Here is a 15022-nt window from a genome sequence, read left to right as displayed (position 1 = left end):
AATCAAGGAGGTTGTTGCCCATGGGTTTGCTGCTGCTTCAACTGTTTAACGGTATTTCGCTCAGCTCCATCCTGCTGCTGATCGCTCTGGGTCTCGCCATTACGTTCGGCTTGATGAACGTGATCAATATGGCGCATGGGGAGTTTATTATGATCGGCGCCTATATGGCTTATACGATTCAGCTGCTGTTTCAAAAGCTGCTGCCCGCTTCCGCCTTCGGCTGGTATTTCATCCTGTCGCTCGGTGTCGCCTTCGCGGTCGCCTTTGCGATCGGCTGGCTGCTTGAGGTTACGCTGATCCGGTTTCTATATGGCAGGCCGCTTGACAGCCTGCTGGCGACCTGGGGCGTCAGTCTCGTGCTGCAGCAGTTGGCTCGTCAAATATTCGGCGCGCCCAACGTTGCCGTCAAAGCGCCGGAATGGCTCGAAGGAGGTCTCGCGCTTGGCGACGATCTGATGCTGCCTTATAAACGGCTGTTCATTATCGGGCTGGTAATCGTATGCATTACAATCATTTACTTGTACCAGTATCGCAGCCGTGGCGGACGAAACATGCAGGCGGTTATGCAAAATCGCAGCATGGCCTCGTGCCTTGGCATATCTACGCGCCGCGTCGATGCGCAGGCGTTCGCCTTCGGCTCCGGTATGGCCGGAATCGCCGGCTGCGCGCTGACGCTGCTCGGTCCGATCGGACCGTCGATCGGCACCTACTACATCGTCGATGCGTTCATGGTCGTCGTGCTTGGCGGCATCGGCAAAATTGTCGGTACCGTCGCGGGCGCGCTCGGCATCGGCGTACTGAACACCGCGCTCGAATATTCAACAAGCGCAACGCTCGGCAAGGTTATCGTCTTTACCCTGATCATTGCGTTCCTGCAGTGGAAGCCGTCCGGCTTCGCGACTATGAAGTCGCGGGCATTAGATTGACCGGGGACGCAAAGCTCAGCCTATGCATTCGATGCCAGCTTTGCTCCGCAAAGCTCAGCTTATGCTTTCGATGCCAGCTTTGCTCAGTAAAGCTCAGCTTATGCTTTCGATGCCAGCTTTGCTCCGCAAAGCTCTGAGGAGTTGACCATATGACCATATCGAACACAAAAATAAAAATTGCATTTACCTTTATCCTGCTTGCGGCGATGCTGATCGCTCCGATGTTTTTATCCGAATTCCGGCTATCCCTGCTCGGCAAGTTTCTTGCCTTTGCGATACTCGCCATGGGACTCGATCTGATATGGGGCTATACCGGCATTCTCAGTTTGGGCCATGGCGTATATTTCGGACTTGGCGCTTACTGCATGGCGATGCATCTGAAGCTGGTCAGCTCGCACGGCGAACTGCCCGATTTCATGTCGTGGAGCGGCGTCGAGCAGCTGCCCTGGTTCTGGCTCCCCTTCCAGTCGGCGGGCGTCGCGATCCTGCTGGCCCTGCTCGTCCCGGTGGCGGTCGCCTTTATACTCGGCTATTTAACCTTCCGCAACCGGATCAAAGGCGCTTTTTTCTCCATTCTTTCGCAAGCGCTCGTAATTATCACTGTAACGCTGTTTGTCGGGCAGCAGGGCTATACTGGCGGAACCAACGGTCTCACCAACTTCGATACGTTTCTCGGCTACCCGGTCGGCGAACCGTCGACCAAGCTGATGATCTACTACGTGACCGCATTTATCGTTATCGGCACCTTGGTTCTTTGTCTGTGGATTTCCTCCAGCAGGCTGGGCAAAATTCTTGTCGCGGTACGCGATGCCGAAAACCGGGTCCGCTTTATCGGCTATAATCCGGTTACGTACAAAGTGTTTATTTATTGCTTTTCCGCTGCGCTTTCCGGGCTGGCCGGCATTATGTTCGTACTGCAGGAAGGAATTATTTCGCCCGCGCAAATGGGGATCGTCCCGTCGATCGAAATGGTGCTGTGGGTAGCCATCGGCGGGCGGGGGACGATTTTCGGCGCAATTATCGGGGCGGTTGTTACCAACTCGGCAAAAACAACCTTCAGCGAGGCATACCCGGAATGGTGGCCGATTATTCTCGGCGCTATGTTCATTATCGTCGTATTATTTTTTCCGAAAGGCATTGTCGGTACTTTTCAGGATTTGGCCGAAAAATGGGGACTTTACCCGTTTAAAGGCTCTAAAAAGCTGCTGCCCCCATCCGCTCCGCTGGCCGGTTATTCCGACTTAAACAGCGACAGCAACCCGGCACATACCAAATAAAACGGTGCAAAACTTTGTTCTACAAAAGCTTTGATCGAAGCGGTGTTGCATCGCAAAACTTTGAGTCTATGCTTTCGAAGCCAGTTTTGCTTCACAAAAACTTTGAGGAGGTTCCGAAGATGGAAACATCGCCAAAAAAACAACTGAGCGGCGACTTGATTCGCATCGAACAGCTGGAGGTCGATTTCGACGGCTTTAAAGCGATCCGTGGACTCGACTTCTCTCTGCAGCCAGGCGAGCTGCGGTTTCTGATCGGTCCGAACGGCGCCGGCAAAACAACATTGCTGGATGTTCTATGCGGAAAAGTGAAGCCCTCCAAAGGCAGTGTACGCTTTAAAACCAGCATCGACCTGGCCAGACATCAGGAGCATCAGATCGCCCAGCTCGGCATCGGACGGAAATTCCAGGCGCCCTCGATCTTCGTCACATTAAGCGTCCTTGAAAATTTGCTGCTATCCATGCGCCAAAAACGCGGCCTGCTGAGCTCGCTCATCGCCAAAACGACAGCCGAGCAGCGCAGCCGCATCAAATATTATTTGCATATGATCGGGCTCGAGCATAAGTCCCAGGATAAAGCCGGGTCGCTATCGCACGGCGAGAAGCAGTGGCTCGAAATCGGCATGCTGCTCATTCAGGAGCCGGAGCTGCTGCTGCTGGACGAACCTGCCGCAGGGATGACCGACAGCGAAACGGAGAAAACCGGCGAGCTGCTGCATAAAATCAGCGACAGGCAAACTGTCATCGTAGTCGAGCACGATATGGATTTCGTCCGGCAATTTGCCAAGACGGTCACTGTCATGCACGAAGGAGCCGTGCTGTGCGAAGGCACGATGGACGACATACAGAACGACGACAAAGTCGCCGAAGTTTATTTGGGAAGACGGGGTGAACGCGATGCTGAGCATACGTAATTTGGAAGCGGGCTATGGAGAAAGCATGATACTGCGGAATGTGCGACTGCAGGTCGAGCCGGGTCAGGTCGTCTGCCTGATGGGCCGCAACGGCGTAGGAAAAACGACGCTGATGAAAACGATCATGGGGCTGATCAAGCCCCGCAAAGGCGCAATTGCCTATGACGGGCAGGACATCACCGCTGCCTCTCCCGACCGCCGGGCGAAGAGCGGAATCGGGTACGTGCCGCAGGGGCGGGACATTTTCCCGCAGCTGACGGTCGAAGAAAATTTGCTGCTCGGACTGGAGGCCGGCAGCTCGCGCAAGAGCCGCATCCCGGACACCGTCTACGACATGTTCCCGGTGCTGAAGGAGATGCTGCGCCGCAAAGGCGGCGAATTGAGCGGCGGACAGCAGCAGCAGCTGTCGATCGCGCGCGCTTTGGTCGCCGAACCGAAGCTGCTGCTGCTCGACGAGCCGATGGAAGGCATTCAGCCGTCCATCGTGATGGAAATCGAGCAGGTCATCGAAGCGATCAAGGCAAGCAAACGCATGTCCGTACTGCTTGTCGAGCAAAGCCTCGCTTTCGCCACCAGCATCGCCGATTACTACTACGTACTCGACAAGGGAACCATCGTGGCGGAAGGCAGCTCATCGTCGCTAAGCGAGGAGCAGGTGAAGAAGCATTTGGCCGTCTAGCCTCCCCTGCCATTTTATTTTCCGGAAATGAAATGGTATGATAAGGAAGAAGTACAAGCCGACCCAACAAGTCGGACTTTCTTTCAAATGAAGCTTTCATGAGAAAGCTGTGGAGGAGGATTGCAAGATGGCTCAAAATATTTCGGACACGACGACATTGCACAACGGCGTTCAAATGCCATGGCTGGGCTTGGGCGTCTGGAAAACGAAGGAAGGCGACGAAGTCATCCATGCGGTGAAATCCGCTATTGGTGCCGGCTACCGCAGTATCGATACGGCGGCCGTTTATGGCAACGAAGAAGGCGTCGGCATCGCGATCAAGCAATCCGGCGTACCGCGTGACGAATTGTTTATTACGACGAAGGTATGGAACTCCGATCAAGGCTACGATTCGACGCTCAAAGCCCTTGAAGTCAGCCGTAAAAAGCTCGGACTTGATATTATCGACCTTTACCTTATTCATTGGCCTGTTAAAGGCAAGTATAAAGAAACATGGCGCGCCCTGGAAAAGCTGTATAAGGACGGAGCCGTCCGCGCAATCGGCGTCAGCAATTTTCAAACCCACCATCTGAAGGATGTTATCTCCGAGAGCGAAATCGCGCCGATGGTCAATCAGGTGGAGTATCACCCGCTGTTAAGCCAACAGGAGCTTCGCGCCTTCTGCAGCTCGAATCAAATCCAGCTGGAAGCCTGGAGCCCTCTGATGCAGGGCAATCTGGACAACCCACTGCTGAGCGAGCTCGCTGCCAAATACGGCAAGTCGCCTGCGCAAATTGTGCTTCGCTGGGATCTTCAGAACGGAGTCGTCACGATTCCAAAATCGATCAACGAGAAGCGCATCCGCGAAAATTGCGATGTTTTCGACTTCACCTTGTCCGAGGACGATATCGCCAAAATCAATTCATTGAACAAAAATCAGCGTTTCGGCGCCGATCCCGACAACTTTAATTTTTAACGCCAATAAACCACGCGGATGTCGTTTCCATACGTCAGCCGGCGTGGTTTATTTTATAATGATAGAAAGTATAAGTTTTCAGCGGAGCTGGAGCTTTCTATCATTGCAAGAAAATCTACATTTTAATCGCGGTCGCTCATCCTGGGAATCCTCGATAGAGGTTTTCTTATAATATCAGAATTTATATGTTGTCAGCGGAGCTGAACAATTCTGATATTGCAAGAAAAGCTACATCAAAAACACGAATGTATCTTCATCGAAAGGGCTTCGGTCAGAAGCTTTTCTTATAATGATAGAAAGTATAAGTTTTCAGCGGAGCTGGAGCTTTCTATCATTGCAAGAAAATCTGCATTTAAATCGCGGTCGCTCATCCTGGGAAAGCCTCGATAGAGGTTTTCTTATAGACAAGCCTTATTCGATTACAATCGGGTCAACTGCTTCAAATAAAGTCTGCGCGTGATCAGGAAATAAACGCCTTGCATCAATAAATAAATACCGATGACGACAAGCCCGTACCCTAAAACATTTAACGAGAGTACGTTCCCGAGCGCACGCAGCGCAAACGCCGCATGTATGATGCCAACGAAACATGGAATAAAGAAGATCAGACCGATCTGCAGCGTCGTAATTCGGGTAATCTCCTTGATGGACACGCCGATCCGCATCAACGATTTATATAAAGCCTGATCCTCCTGCAGCTCGGTAAACAGTCTGAAATAAATCATGCTGCCCGACGCCACAAAGAACAGAAAGCTGACGAACAGCCCAATGAACAACGTAAGCGAGCTCATTTGCTTGAGCGTCAAGTACGATTCGACACGCGACACGAAATAAGACTGCTGATATTTGGGAACAAGCTGCTCCAGCTTTTTCACCGCAGGACCCGCCTTTTCCCAATTGTCCAGCTCGTAGCCGTACAATGCATACGTTTCAGTATCGGGCAGCCGGCGCATCATTTCGTCAAACTGGCCTTGATCGATGACAAGAAACCCTTTGTAGTTCAGCATTGACGGTACAATATGGATGCCTTCCCGGATATCGTCCACCAGCAGCTGGATGGAGCTGCCGCCCAATTGGGCCGTAAACGTCATTCCTTTTGCAATGGAGTCCTTCGAGATTTCGGCGGGAATCGGCGTCACGGCAACCGCATGGCCGCGCTCCACCTGGATGGCTTTAAGCTTTCCAGGTGCCGCGACCTCACGGTTGAACGCATCTTCGGAGATGAGCAGCGGCACGACTCTCGGGTTCGCCTTGGCTTCGGAGTTTTTCCCGGCCGCTTCCGCCGTAGGCCATGGTACCGAGACCAGCTTCATTTCCGATGCTATCGTCACCCCTTCCTGCTGCAGCACTTCTTTCAGCTTGGCCGGATCGATCACCCGATGGGCATCGGAGCCCGATTCGGCAAATGCGATGGTGTGCGGGTAGTTTTCCATCATCTGGTCTTTATTCCCTTGGTAGAAAACATAGAAGGTTCCGGATGCGCTCAGAATGACCGCGCTTAAAACCGCGACAACGAACAGCACGCGGGCATTGTCCTTCATTTTAAATACCAGCTGGGAGATCGCGATCAGATTCGTTCCGCTATAATAAACCGGCAGCGTCCGCTGAAGCCTGCGGAAAATCGCAACACTGCTCTGCGTGAACAAAAAATACGTTCCCAGCACAACCAGAAATATAACCGGCAGCACGACAAAAAGAACCTTTTGCGCCGTAGTAAAATAAGCGATCGTGTAAGCCGTCCCCAGGCACAATACCGATAAGAGCACGAGCCACCCTGAAAACACCGGCAGCGTTTTCGGCTTTTTTGCCGCGCGGATCAGCTCGATAATCCGGCTGTTTCTGATTTGAAAAACCGTAAACAAGGTGATTGCCTGAAACAGCACGAAAAATCCGGCAGCCGTCATGATGAGCGCCTTGGGTGCAAGATAGAAAGAAATCGGACTTTCCACCTGCAGCAGCTCGGACATCGCCATAAAAAAGAGCTTGGAAAACAGCGCCCCAAAGCCGATTCCTACAGCAATCGCTATAAGCGCGATAAATGTGTTCTCGTAAACGATCATTTTATGCATTTGCCGGTTCGTCATCCCGAACAACGATAGCAGACCGAACTCTTTTTTTCTGGACTTGAGAAAGGCCGAATTGGAATACAGTACAAAGAAGAACGAAAAAATCATAATGATGTATTCACAGGCGAGCATCCCGATCCGCACTCCGCTGGCACCCTGAATATGTCCGTTGATTACATCTGGATGAAAAATAAAAGCAGCGTAAATGAAAAAGACCATAACGGAAAATACGCTGCTCAGAAAAAAGGCTCTGTACCGATGCCAGTTCCCCTGTACGTTCTTAACGGCGAATTGTCGAAAATTCATCGAAATCCCCCCCAAGCACACTAAGCGCGTCCAAAATTTGTTGGAAAAAAGCTTGCCGGTTTGTACCGCGGCGAATTTCCGAAAACAACCGGCCATCCTTTATAAATACGATACGCTGGCAGAAGCTGGCGGCAAACGGATCATGCGTAACCATCAAAACCGTCGCCCGCTTCTGCTCGTTGATTTCTTTCAGTGCGTTCATGACATCCTTGGCCGCTTTAGAATCGAGGTTGCCGGTCAACTCATCGGCGAGCAAAATCGCAGGGCGGTGGATCATGGCGCGGGCAATCGCCGCCCGCTGCTGCTGGCCTCCCGATACCTCGTAAGTCCGTTTATCCAGAATACGATCGATGGCAAGCAGCTCCGCCAGCTCCAGCAATCGGGCCTCCATTTCCCGGATCGGAGTGTTTTCGAGCACCAGCGGCAGCAAAATATTTTCCTTGACGGTTAACGTGTCCAGCAAATTAAAATCCTGAAACACAAACCCCAGCTCGCGGCGGCGAAATAATGCCAAATCTTTATTTTTCAGGCTCAACGGATTTTTCCCGTTAATTTCCACGGTTCCTGAGGTCGGCGTGTCGATGGTCGATAATATATTAAGGAGTGTCGTTTTACCGCTCCCCGAAGGTCCCATAACCCCGACAAATTCCCCCTGTTCAACGGTCAGGTCAATATCCTCCAATGCTTTATAGGTGACGTTGGCTTTGGCAGAGCCGTATATTTTGGATAATGCCACTGTTTTTAAAACGCTCATACTGATGCCTCCATTCTGTCATGATATCGAATTCAGTATAAAGGAAGCTGGCGTTTCGTCCCACCGAATTACCTTTCAATTCGGTCTTCCAACCTTACAATATTGTCACGTTCGAGACTGTCGATGAAAGGATGGGAAGCCGTTCTCCAAGCCCTTTTCCCTTTTCAACGACAGTTTCCGTTTAATCGTTACATAACTTCCTTGTGAATCGATTCGCCGGCAAAAGCAACGGAAAATGTGGAACCGCCGCCCTCTCTGGTGCTGACGGTAAGCCGATGGCCCAAACGATTGCAAACCTGCTTCGCCAAAAAAAGTCCCATCCCCGTCGAACCGGACGTTAGCCGGCCGTTATCGCCGGTAAAGAAGGCGTCGAACACCCGCGGCACATCCTGCTCGGGGATGCCGATCCCCTCGTCCGCAACATGGACTGAAATCCCCTGCGCCGTCCGCTCCACGGTATACATCAGCCGTTTCGCATCAAGTTCCGCAGCCGCTCCCACAGGCTCCGTTCTCGAATATTTGATCGCGTTCACCGTCAGTTGATTGAGTACGAATCGCATCCACTTTTCGTCCGTCTCAACCTCCATTTGCGGCTCGCCGCTTTCCAGTTTCGGATAAATCGCTTGGCGGATACACGCTTTTTTGTTGTCATTGATAACGCTTCGGATCAGACCGTTCAAATCGACCCGCCTCACCTGCACATCAAGCTCGAACTGATCCAGCCTGGCCATTTGGAGAATCATATCCAGCCCGTAGTACAGCCGGTCGTTCTCCTCCTCAATACTCTCAAGCAGCTCTCGGGCGTTCGCGGCCGCCCCGGTCTCGCGGAACTGCTGAATGAGCAGACCGATCACCGAAACCGGCGTTTTCATATGATGCACCCATTGATTCATAAAAGAGCGGTGATAGTCCTGCCTTTGACGATATCTCGTCAGCTCGTCCATATAAAGCCTGTGACGGGCCTGCATCAAATCTTGAACGAGCCGCTGCTCGCGATTCGCAGCCCCGTTCAGCATCACAGTCTTATCCGGCTCCTCCTGCTGCCGAAGCAAATCGGCGAGCCGCCTATAATAAGCCCGCTTCGAAACAAAGTCGAGAATGAGAAACAGGCTGAGTCCGGCAAGCGACAGCACAAAAATATAGACCATATTTCCCGGTTTGAGCTGCACGCCAGCGCTCAAAAAATCGAGCCCGATGACGAGGAGCACGAGCAGAACATTGACAAGAAAAATAACGATATATAAAAGCCTGTCCATAATAAAGTCGCTCAGTCTCATCGTGCGGCTCTCCAGGTTACGACCAGCCGGTAGCCTTGGCCCCGAACCGTCTCGATCGCTTTGTCCAAACCAAGCTCTTCCAGCTTTTTGCGCACTCGTGTAACATTGACGGAAAGGGTATTGTCATCGACAAACGTCGTATCGTCCCACAGAGCCTCCAGCAGCCGCTCGCGCGTGACGACTTGGTCCGGTGCTGACAATAAACAATCCAGCAGCAAAAATTCGTTATGGCTAAGCTCCACCTTGACGCCGTTCCACAGCGCTTCATTGCGGGTACGGTCCAGATAGAAGCCATCGACCTCAATCACATCGCGATTGCCGCTGCCGGAAACCGCATATTCCCCATAAGTCCGGCGCAGCACGCTTTTTACTTTGGCAATGACGAGATCAAGATGAAACGGCTTCGTTAAATAATCGTCACCGCCGTTCTCGATGGCCATGACCTGATCCATTTCCCCTGTGCGTGCAGATAAAAAAACGATCGGCACATTGGACACGGTACGAATTTGCCTGCACCAGTAGAACCCGTCATAATGCGGAAGGTTGATATCGAGCAGAACAAGATCCGGCGCATACGCCAAAAACTCGCTCTTAATTTCGCGAAACCGGATCGCGCGATAAGCGTTATAGCCATATTTGAGCAAATAGTCCTTGACAATCCCGGCGATTTTATCGTCATCTTCGACGATCATAATTTTGTACATAGGAATAACTCCTTCATTTCCAATAACTCCTTCATTTCCAATACTTTCATCTTCCTATTATACCTTAAGAGGCTGTCGATTAACTGTGGAAACCAGAAGTGGAAAGTGAAAAGATTGCCTTCCGCGAGTTTTGGCTTTAAATTCCAAACCGCTAACCCCTTTATAATCAAGGAATTTAAAACAAGATGTCTGAGCGTATGAAGGCAACTTTTCACTTGGAACGGCTTGCCTCGTTTCTATACACAATGAATCGACAGTCTCCTTAATGCCGCTAAAAATCCCGACGGGCATACAAGCAGTCCCAAAAAGCGGCGCTTAATCTTCACGAACAAGTGATAATTGTCCAAGCGTTCCTAATAGGTATTAATGTAAAGGTATTATACTATCCTTAAGGAGGATTCGAGTTTATGACGAACAATCCATACCGAGCGACGGGGAGCCCTTACGGCGGTTTTCCTGGGTACGCTCCTCAAGGAGGAGGTATGTATTACGGCGGGCAAATGCCGTCGCCACAGCCTCCTCCGGCGAGCGGACACGTCATGCCTCAAGGTCAGGCCCAATCCGGGCCGGGCATGCTGCCGCTTGAGCAATCGTTTATCGAAAATATTTTACGGCTCAATCTCGGCAAAATGGCAACGCTCTATATGACGTATGAAAATAACAGCGAGTGGAATGCCAAAATTTTTAAAGGCAGGCTGGAAGCTGCCGGACGCGATCATATTATCATCAGCGATCCGGCTACCGGCATGCGTTATTTGCTGCTTATGGTCAATCTCGACTACATTACGTTCGAGGGAGAGCTTAAGTACGCGTACCCGTACGCCGCACAACCGACGCCAAGGTAACCATGCGGTCGAAATCCGATTATAGTCGTATAGGGAGGTGATCCGCAAAAAGAATGAATGCGCGTACCCGCCGTTTATTTGCATAAAATCGACTCCGGAGCCGCGCGGAAGCTTTATACGACGTTCGAAAAAGCCGTCACTTGCGTGGCGGCTTTTTTCGGCTGGCTTGCAATCGACTTTGGGGCAGCGATGGCACATGCTATAATATAAAAACATACATGAGCGTGTTTCCGCACGGATAACCATAAAACCATTCGCAGATGAGCTGGAGAGGAGAGGCGCATATGGAAACGTTCGATGCAGTCCGGTTTTACCGGTTCGGCCAGCCGGCCGATGTGCTGCAGCTTGTCCGCCGGCGCATCCGGGAACCGGGTCCCGGCGAGCTGCGCGTGCGCATGACCGCACGCCCGATCAACCCGTCCGACCTGATTCCCATCCGGGGCGCTTACCCGCATCGTACGCCGCTGCCGGCAATTCCCGGCTACGAAGGCGTCGGCGTCGTGGAAGCGGTCGGCCCGTTCAGTCCTTCCTCCCTACTCGGCAAGCGGGTGCTGCCGCTGCGCGGCGAAGGCACCTGGCAGGAGCAGGTGATCGTTTCCGCCGAGCTGGCGGTTCCGGTACCCGATGCGCTGGACGATGAAGCGGCAAGCCAGTTGTATATCAACCCTGTCACGGCATGGATATGTACGGAAACGCTCCGCCTCGAGCCCGGCGTCACGCTGCTTGTTAACGCGGGCGGTTCCTCCATCGGCCGCATCTTCGCCCAGCTGGCGGCCATTCTCGGCTTCCGGCTTATCGCGGTCACCCGCCATGCCCGCCATACCCGGGAGCTGCTGGAGCTGGGCGCATCGCATGTGATCGACACCTCCGATGCGGACACCCCTTCCCTGCGCGAAGCCGTGCTTGCCGTTACGGAAGGCCGAGGGGCCGATTCGGCTATCGACAGCATCGGCGGCGGCGACGGGGCGGAGCTCGCCAGCTGCATTCGTCCGGGCGGAACGATCGTCAGCATCGGCCTGCTATCGGGCGTACCGGTCTCGTGGGGCGAAGTGGCAGCCAACTGCGGGATTGACGCCCGACTGTTCTGGCTGCGCCAATGGATCGGCAGCGTTCCGAATCACGTGTGGCAGGACACCTTCGCCAAGCTGCTGGAGCTGATCGCCCGGCAAAAACTGAAGCTGCCCGGCATTTGCAGGCGGTACGAGCTTGCGCAATTCGGGCAAGCCGTACTCGACGCAGAGACGCCGGGCAGACAAGGGAAAATCATATTGGTAAATTACTCCTGACCTTCAGGCGATGCTTCCGCCCATTATCGAGCCTTCCCCGAACGCCGCCGCGCTTACATCGAGCCCGTACTTTTGCCCGATCGCGTCCAACTCCATCGCCACCTTCAGCGGCAGACGGATGCCCTGCCGCTTGCGCAGCAGCGTCTGACGGTGCTCCAGCTCGCCCGGTATCAGTATCTCCTCGACGCCCTGCGCCTTCGGCTCCGCCTTAATCAGACGTATATAATCGTCCATCCTCCGCTTGAACTGCTCTACAGGCATAAACCGGCTCACGTCCACCGCGATGAAAAAATGCCCTACCTGCTGAGGCTCCTCCCAGTTTTCATACATATTGTTTACATACTTCCCATAGCCCGCGCCGGTCAGCACACCCGATAAAATATCGATAAACATCGAGATCGCATAGCCTTTCGGCCCGCCCAACGGCAGCACCGATCCGTTCAGCGCCGCCTGGGCGTCATTCGTCGGGTTGCCGTCCTTATCGATCGCCCAGCCCGAAGGGATCGGTTCGCCCTTTTGCGCGGCAACGATAATTTTCCCCCTCGCGACAACGCTTGTCGCCATATCGAGGAGGAAGGGCTGCTCCTGCCCGGCCGGAACGCCGACACAGAGCGGGTTCGTCCCGAGGAACGGCCTGACCCCGCCGGTCGGCGGCATCGTCTGGGACGCATTGGACATCACGAGCAGAATCAAATCCTGCTCGATCGCCTTCAGCGCGTAATAAGCGCCGGTGCCGAAATGGTTCGAGCCTCTCACGCCGACGATCGAGGCTCCGTTCGCTTTCGCCCGCGCCATGGCGATGTCCAGAGCGCGGGTGCCGACCACGGCGCCAAAATTGTTGCTGCCGTCAAGCAGCGTAACCATATCGCGCTCCGATACGACGGCCGGCTCCGCGTGCGGATTCATCCGTCCGGCCTCCACTCGCTTCATATAAATATCGGTGCGAACGACACCATGCGATTCTACGCCTCTCAGATCGGCCTGCACCAACGATTCGGCAACAATCGCAGCATTGGCTCGAGGTACGCCGGCCCGCGCAAACACTTGCTCACAAAACTGCTGCAGCTTAGCCCAATCATACATTACAGGCAGGCTCAATCGAGCTCACATCCTTTCTGCCTCAACGTCTGGTCGACCCAATCCCGGTTGACCGTGCCGTCTTCGATCGATTGCAATATGTCTCGCTCACGGACCTGCTGCTCAAGCACGAGCTTGAGGACATCCTTGGCCTCTCCGAGTGGCACTACCGCCAAGCCGTCCTCGTCGCCAACGAGAATATCGCCGGGGTGAATGACCATTCCGCCTATCGAGACGGGCACATTGATCTCGCCGGGACCGTCCTTGTAGGGACCGCGGTGCGTGATTCCTCTCGCATATACCGGGAATGTGTCGTTCGCAAAGGCACCTGTATCGCGGATGGCGCCGTCGATGATGAACCCGGCGATCCCTTTTTTCTGGGCAAGCCGCAGCATGATCTCGCCGACGATCGAATTCGTCACGTCCCCGCCCGCATCCACGACTATGACATCCCCCGGCTCGGCCAAGTCGATCGCCTTATGTACCATCAGATTGTCTCCCGGTCTCGTTTTCACGGTCAGCGCGGCGCCGACCAGCCTTCCCTCCTTGTGATAAGGCCGCAATGCGGATGAAATGGCATGAATCCGGTTCAAATTATCGCTGATATGCGGAGTTACAACGTTGCGGAATTGTTCCAGCAATACGGCGTCCGGCCGTTCGGTCCGGGACAAAATTCGAAATCCGAGATTAGTCATGTTCTTCACTCCTAATTAGATTTGGGCTTGCATAAAATATTAAATATAAGAAAACCTCTATCGAGGCCTATCCAAGATGAGCGACCGCGATTTAAATGTAGGTTTTCTTGCAATATCAGAATTGTTCAGCTCCGCTGAAAACATATAAATTCTGATATTATAAAAAATCGGGCGCTTGTAAATCGTTTTAGTAAATCGATTTCCTTAATTAAAATTTAACAGATATCTCCAGTTTGTTCAATCTTTTTTTTCACAGGAGATATCTGTTCAACCGCGTTACAATGCCGCCGCTATTTCCGGATTGACAAGATGCTTCGGCTTTTGGCCGTTGACGGCCAGCGCGAGATTTTGTACGGCGAGCATAGCCATCTTCGTCCGCGTCTGCACGCTGGCGCTGCCGATATGCGGCAGCGCCGTCACGTTGGGGAGCCCGAGCAGCCGGTGGTTTGGCGCAATCGGCTCCGATTCAAACACATCCAGACCGGCCGCCCAGATTCGGCCGCAGGTCAGCGCCTCATACAGCGCGTCTTCATTGACGATGCCGCCGCGGGCCGTGTTGATAAGCACGGCTGTCCGTTTCATCAGCGCAAATTGCTCCGCACCGATCAAATTGACCGTCTCCGGCGAATAAGGCGTTAACACGACGATAAAGTCCGAGCTGCCAAGCAGCGTATCCATATCCGCATAAACAATGCCGAGCGATTTTTCGGCTTCCGGCTTTCTGGAGCGGTTATAATATAAAATGTTCATGTCGAAGCCGGCCGCTCTCTTGGCTACCGCTTCGCCGATTCTGCCCATTCCGATGATGCCGAGCGTCGCACCGTAAATATCGAGACCGGTCAACTGCATCGGCGACCATGTTTTCCAATCTCCCTTCCTCAAATAATCGGAAGCCTCAATCAATCTCCGGGAAGTCGCGAGCAGCAGCGCAAACGTCAAATCCGCCGTCGTTTCCGTCAAAACACCGGGGGTGTTCGTCACCGCGATCCCTCGCTTCGTCGCCGCCGCAACGTCGATATTGTTGTAGCCTACGGCCATGTTGCTGACAACCTTCAGGTTCGGCGCCGCGTTCAGCAGCTCCTCGTCAATCCGCTCGGTCAGGAGGCACAGCAAGCCGTCCGCATCGCTCAGCCGCTCAAGCAGCACCTCTCTCGGCACAGGCGTATCTTCCTCATCCCACAGCGTGACTTCACACTGCTGTCTTAACGATTGCAGCACCGCTTCGGGGAGCTTGCGCGTTACGTATACTTTTTTCATCATCCCG

The 15022-nt window shown here is 53.3% G+C and carries 14 protein-coding genes; 7 read left to right on the top strand and 7 right to left on the bottom strand.

What is annotated here, in order from left to right; all coding sequences use genetic code 11:
• The first annotated feature begins 20 nt into the window (after nt 1–20).
• The 5 genes from urtB to E1757_RS10115 all read left to right on the top strand — a co-directional run bounded on the left by urtB (nt 21) and on the right by E1757_RS10115 (nt 4748).
• Complete coding sequence (urtB, locus tag E1757_RS10135; protein WP_133227346.1) at nt 21–926, top strand: urea ABC transporter permease subunit UrtB; 906 nt, start codon at nt 21–23, stop codon at nt 924–926.
• 149 nt (nt 927–1075) lie between these two features.
• Nucleotides 1076–2203, top strand: coding sequence for an urea ABC transporter permease subunit UrtC (gene urtC / locus E1757_RS10130; protein ID WP_133227344.1), 1128 nt, complete (start codon nt 1076–1078; stop codon nt 2201–2203).
• 119 nt (nt 2204–2322) lie between these two features.
• The gene (gene urtD, locus E1757_RS10125; protein ID WP_133227342.1) at nt 2323–3114 is read left to right on the top strand and encodes an urea ABC transporter ATP-binding protein UrtD; all 792 of its coding nucleotides are present in this window, start codon (nt 2323–2325) and stop codon (nt 3112–3114) included.
• Complete coding sequence (gene urtE, locus E1757_RS10120; protein WP_133227340.1) at nt 3098–3793, top strand: urea ABC transporter ATP-binding subunit UrtE; 696 nt, start codon at nt 3098–3100, stop codon at nt 3791–3793. Before urtD ends, urtE begins: the two co-directional genes overlap by 17 nt.
• 127 nt (nt 3794–3920) lie before the next feature.
• Entirely contained in the window at nt 3921–4748 is an 828-nt protein-coding gene (locus E1757_RS10115; RefSeq protein ID WP_133227338.1) for an aldo/keto reductase, read from the top strand.
• A gap of 419 nt (nt 4749–5167) precedes the next feature.
• Here E1757_RS10115 and E1757_RS10110 read toward each other — a convergent pair whose 3' ends face one another.
• From E1757_RS10110 to E1757_RS10095, 4 genes are all read right to left on the bottom strand, one after another.
• Nucleotides 5168–7120 carry an FtsX-like permease family protein gene (locus tag E1757_RS10110; RefSeq protein WP_133227336.1) on the bottom strand — a complete coding sequence of 651 codons (1953 nt, stop codon included), beginning with the start codon at nt 7118–7120 and terminating at the stop codon, nt 5168–5170.
• A complete protein-coding gene (locus E1757_RS10105; RefSeq protein WP_133227334.1) occupies nt 7095–7874 on the bottom strand; it encodes an ABC transporter ATP-binding protein in 780 nt (259 codons plus the stop codon). Before E1757_RS10105 ends, E1757_RS10110 begins: the two co-directional genes overlap by 26 nt.
• A gap of 188 nt (nt 7875–8062) precedes the next feature.
• Complete coding sequence (locus E1757_RS10100; protein ID WP_133227332.1) at nt 8063–9151, bottom strand: sensor histidine kinase; 1089 nt, start codon at nt 9149–9151, stop codon at nt 8063–8065.
• Nucleotides 9148–9855 (bottom strand): response regulator transcription factor, encoded by a 708-nt coding sequence (locus E1757_RS10095; protein WP_133227330.1) that lies wholly within the window; start codon nt 9853–9855, stop codon nt 9148–9150. The genes E1757_RS10100 and E1757_RS10095 overlap by 4 nt, the downstream gene beginning before the upstream one ends.
• A 407-nt stretch (nt 9856–10262) precedes the next feature.
• On the opposite strand from E1757_RS10095, the gene gerQ reads away from it, so the two are divergent.
• Complete coding sequence (gene gerQ / locus E1757_RS10090; RefSeq protein WP_133227328.1) at nt 10263–10700, top strand: spore coat protein GerQ; 438 nt, start codon at nt 10263–10265, stop codon at nt 10698–10700.
• A 284-nt stretch (nt 10701–10984) separates the two neighbouring features.
• A complete protein-coding gene (locus E1757_RS10085; RefSeq protein ID WP_133227326.1) occupies nt 10985–11986 on the top strand; it encodes a zinc-dependent alcohol dehydrogenase family protein in 1002 nt (333 codons plus the stop codon).
• Nucleotides 11987–11989: 3 nt separating this feature from the next.
• Here E1757_RS10085 and E1757_RS10080 read toward each other — a convergent pair whose 3' ends face one another.
• The 3 genes from E1757_RS10080 to E1757_RS10070 form a co-directional block, all read right to left on the bottom strand.
• Nucleotides 11990–13084, bottom strand: coding sequence for an Ldh family oxidoreductase (locus E1757_RS10080; RefSeq protein ID WP_342774554.1), 1095 nt, complete (start codon nt 13082–13084; stop codon nt 11990–11992).
• Complete coding sequence (locus tag E1757_RS10075; protein ID WP_133227324.1) at nt 13081–13758, bottom strand: RraA family protein; 678 nt, start codon at nt 13756–13758, stop codon at nt 13081–13083. The genes E1757_RS10080 and E1757_RS10075 overlap by 4 nt, the downstream gene beginning before the upstream one ends.
• A 276-nt stretch (nt 13759–14034) precedes the next feature.
• On the bottom strand, nt 14035–15018 hold the full coding sequence (locus E1757_RS10070) for a 2-hydroxyacid dehydrogenase (protein WP_133227322.1): 984 nt from the start codon (nt 15016–15018) through the stop codon (nt 14035–14037).
• Nucleotides 15019–15022: the final 4 nt, after the last annotated feature.

The sequence above is a fragment of the Paenibacillus piri genome, from assembly GCF_004354045.1.
Classification (GTDB): Bacteria; Bacillota; Bacilli; order Paenibacillales; family NBRC-103111; genus Paenibacillus_S; species Paenibacillus_S piri.
The sequence above is the reverse complement of the archived record's forward strand: the minus strand, read 5'-3'. Positions and strand labels throughout refer to the sequence as shown.

Excerpts from the sequence above, each read along its gene's own strand:
- urtE (WP_133227340.1), top strand. The coding sequence starts at position 3,098 with ATGCTGAGCATACGTAATTTGGAAGCGGGCTATGGAGAAAGCATGATA.
- E1757_RS10075 (WP_133227324.1), bottom strand. The coding sequence starts at position 13,758 with ATGACTAATCTCGGATTTCGAATTTTGTCCCGGACCGAACGGCCGGAC.
- E1757_RS10100 (WP_133227332.1), bottom strand. The coding sequence starts at position 9,151 with ATGAGACTGAGCGACTTTATTATGGACAGGCTTTTATATATCGTTATT.
- gerQ (WP_133227328.1), top strand. The coding sequence starts at position 10,263 with ATGACGAACAATCCATACCGAGCGACGGGGAGCCCTTACGGCGGTTTT.
- urtB (WP_133227346.1), top strand. The coding sequence starts at position 21 with ATGGGTTTGCTGCTGCTTCAACTGTTTAACGGTATTTCGCTCAGCTCC.
- E1757_RS10105 (WP_133227334.1), bottom strand. The coding sequence starts at position 7,874 with ATGAGCGTTTTAAAAACAGTGGCATTATCCAAAATATACGGCTCTGCC.
- E1757_RS10110 (WP_133227336.1), bottom strand. The coding sequence starts at position 7,120 with ATGAATTTTCGACAATTCGCCGTTAAGAACGTACAGGGGAACTGGCAT.
- E1757_RS10070 (WP_133227322.1), bottom strand. The coding sequence starts at position 15,018 with ATGATGAAAAAAGTATACGTAACGCGCAAGCTCCCCGAAGCGGTGCTG.
- urtC (WP_133227344.1), top strand. The coding sequence starts at position 1,076 with ATGACCATATCGAACACAAAAATAAAAATTGCATTTACCTTTATCCTG.
- E1757_RS10085 (WP_133227326.1), top strand. The coding sequence starts at position 10,985 with ATGGAAACGTTCGATGCAGTCCGGTTTTACCGGTTCGGCCAGCCGGCC.
- E1757_RS10095 (WP_133227330.1), bottom strand. The coding sequence starts at position 9,855 with ATGTACAAAATTATGATCGTCGAAGATGACGATAAAATCGCCGGGATT.
- E1757_RS10115 (WP_133227338.1), top strand. The coding sequence starts at position 3,921 with ATGGCTCAAAATATTTCGGACACGACGACATTGCACAACGGCGTTCAA.
- urtD (WP_133227342.1), top strand. The coding sequence starts at position 2,323 with ATGGAAACATCGCCAAAAAAACAACTGAGCGGCGACTTGATTCGCATC.